This window comes from Undibacterium sp. 5I2, assembly GCF_035019605.1.
Taxonomy (GTDB): domain Bacteria; phylum Pseudomonadota; class Gammaproteobacteria; order Burkholderiales; family Burkholderiaceae_D; genus Undibacterium.
Window position 1 is genome coordinate 1 of sequence record NZ_JASJVS010000125.1, and the last position, 2,795, is coordinate 2,795.

The following is a 2,795-nucleotide window of genomic DNA, read 5'->3' on the forward strand; positions in this document are numbered from 1 at the left end:
ATATAAGACGTTAGTCGAAATAATTTTGTTAAAGAGGGGGAAAGGAGGATACGTTCGCAAACATACGGCACGAGCACTTAAAAAATTCAATCCACTAATGGATGAAAAACTAAATAATTCTCTTGAAAAAGCTATTTCGAATGCTGACACAGCAGATCTAGTCGTGTTAGCTAAAGCTGTTCTTGCCGAACTAGGTGGGGAATTGAAAGATGGTTTTAAAAAACAAATGAGAGAAAGTGGGAGGCTTCCGCTTGTTAATCCAAACAAAGTAATCCGATGACCTATTAGATTTGTAGATATTTTTTAAATTATCACTTTATTCTGCAATGGAAAAGGATTGATGTAATTTACGTTGAGATTAGATCGTAAAGCCTATTTTTTTTATTCGCTAGTATTTAGTTATATAAATTAAGAACTAAATCGTAGCTCACTTGACATTGCTTGAAAGTGTCGAAAAAATGAATTGCTCATTTAATTATCTTACTTGATGAAATCTCTCCTCCAAACAGAATCGAGCGAATGCGGTTTAGCTTGCTTAGCCATGGTCGCAAGCCATTACGGCTACCACACTGATCTCGCGGATTTACGTCGTCAATTCTCGATCAGTCTTAAAGGAGCGACGTTAGCTCAATTAATGCGCCATGCGTCGGCAATGCAATTGTCCGCACGACCATTGCGCTTGGAATTGGAAGAGTTAGATCAGTTAGCTTTGCCATGTATTTTGCATTGGAACTTAAATCACTTTGTGGTCTTAAAAAAGATTACTAAAAATTGGCAAGGCAAAGTGACTTTGATTTTGCTTGACCCCGCAGTAGGTGAGCGTCGTGTTGCTTTGCAAGAGGCGTCGGCACACTTTACTGGTGTTGCTTGTGAATTGTCTCCAAGTGCGAGCTTTAAGCCCAAAGACGAGCGTAAAAAGATTGCTATCCGAGATTTAACCGGACACATCGTTGGCCTGCGTCGCGCCATTGTGCAAGTCATGGTACTAGCGTTGGCGTTAGAAATCTTTGCGATTACCTCCCCGTTGTTTAATCAATTTGTGGTGGATGAAGTCATTGTCAGTGGCGACCGCGAGTTACTGACGGTGCTGGTCATCGGCTTTGCTTTATTGATGGTAACTCAAACCGCGATCAGTCTGGCGCGTAGTTGGTTCTTGATGCGCTGGAGTATGGATATCAGTTTTCAATGGAGTTCTCGCGTATTTGCACATCTGACGCATTTACCGGTCTCTTTTTTTGAGAAGCGTCATCTGGGTGACGTGGTCTCTCGCTTTGGCAGTATTGGGGCGATCCAGAGTACGTTGACGAGTTTGTTTGTGGAGAGTGCCTTAGACGGTCTGATGGCCTTGCTGGCACTCGGCATGATGTTGTTATATAGCGTGAAGTTATCTGCCTTGGTAATTGTCACTGTCTTGGTGTATGCCGTATTACGCTGGGTGTTTTATCAACCATTTCGCGAGGCTTCGCAAGAACGTTTGGTCTTGTCCTCCAAAGAGAGTAGCCATTTTTTAGAAACTATCCGTGCGATCTCGCCGCTGAAATTATTTGGACGGGAAGAAGAGCGTCGTGCCCGCTGGCTTAATCTTAAAATGGATGTACAAAACCGCGATATCAAGACGCAGAAGATGTCGATCTTGTTTAAGATTTCTAATACCACCTTATTTGGTATTCAAAGTCTGGCTTTGTTTTATATCGGCGCTGGACAGGTCATGCAGAACGTCTTGACGGTTGGGATGCTAATGGCTTTTTCTAGTTACGCCAGCACCTTCTCAGGTCGTTTCTTTAACGTCATTGACTTGGTAGTCAACCTAAAAATGCTAGGACTGCATAGCGAGCGCTTAGCCGATATCGTCTTGGAAGAAGCTGAAATCGATACCGTACAAGAAACCGATATGTCTCGCATACAGCCAACGATTACACTTAAAAACCTGAAATTTCGTTATGCCGAGGGGGAGCCTTGGGTGTTAGACGGGATTAATCTGACCATTCCTGCAGGACAAAGCATTGCTCTGGTTGGCCCTAGCGGTTGTGGCAAAACGACTTTATGCAAAATCATTCTAGGTTTGCTTAAACCCACTGAGGGTGAAGTCTTGATTGATAATATTCCGACTAAGCAATTAGGTATAAATGCCTATCGCAAGCTAATTGGTACTGTGATGCAAGATGATGTATTGATGGCCGGCTCGATTCAGGACAACATCAGTTTTTTTGATGCACATACCAAGCAAGAACAGGTCGAGCACTGTGCTAGACAGGCGGCAATTCATGAGGATATTGCGGCCATGCCGATGGGTTATCAGACCTTGGTTGGGGACATGGGTAGTAGTTTGTCAGGAGGGCAAAAGCAGCGAGTCTTGCTAGCGCGTGCCTTGTACAAACAACCCAAGATTCTGGCATTAGATGAAGCCACGAGCCATCTGGATGTGCAGAATGAGCAAAAGGTCAATCAGGCATTGGGTACGCTGAACTTGACTCGCATTATGGTTGCACATCGACCAGAGACAATTGCCAGTGCGGAGCGCGTGGTGTCATTACAGAACGGGAAAGCGGTAGAAATACGTGCTACGTCAATCGACCGCGCTGAACTTAAGCCTGATCAATTTGAGTCGCTGGCAGAACTACAGATGTTGGTTGCCTGATTATTTCAACTAACCAAGCCAATATTCATTGGCTTGGTTTTGTTTTCTCAATGAGAAAAGTTTGAATCTCTCTTCGGTACTTTATAGTGGATCCACATATCCGGACAACAGTTTAAACTAGTGTCTGTCGAAAAGAGACGAGGCAGACCATGAGTGA

2 protein-coding genes are annotated in these 2,795 nt (G+C 43.8%); both read left to right on the plus strand.

Annotation, left to right across the window (positions count from 1 at the left end; translation table 11 throughout):
• On the plus strand, positions 1-280 hold a 280-nt coding region (locus QN359_RS19570), incomplete at its 5' end, for a hypothetical protein (RefSeq protein ID WP_323493621.1).
• 207 nt (positions 281-487) lie between these two features.
• A complete protein-coding gene (locus tag QN359_RS19575; RefSeq protein ID WP_322248428.1) occupies positions 488-2,638 on the plus strand; it encodes a peptidase domain-containing ABC transporter in 2,151 nt (716 codons plus the stop codon).
• Positions 2,639-2,795: the final 157 nt, after the last annotated feature.

Bases quoted from the DNA above. Each gene is read 5' to 3' on its own strand.
- QN359_RS19575 (WP_322248428.1), top strand. From the start codon at position 488: ATGAAATCTCTCCTCCAAACAGAATCGAGCGAATGCGGTTTAGCTTGC.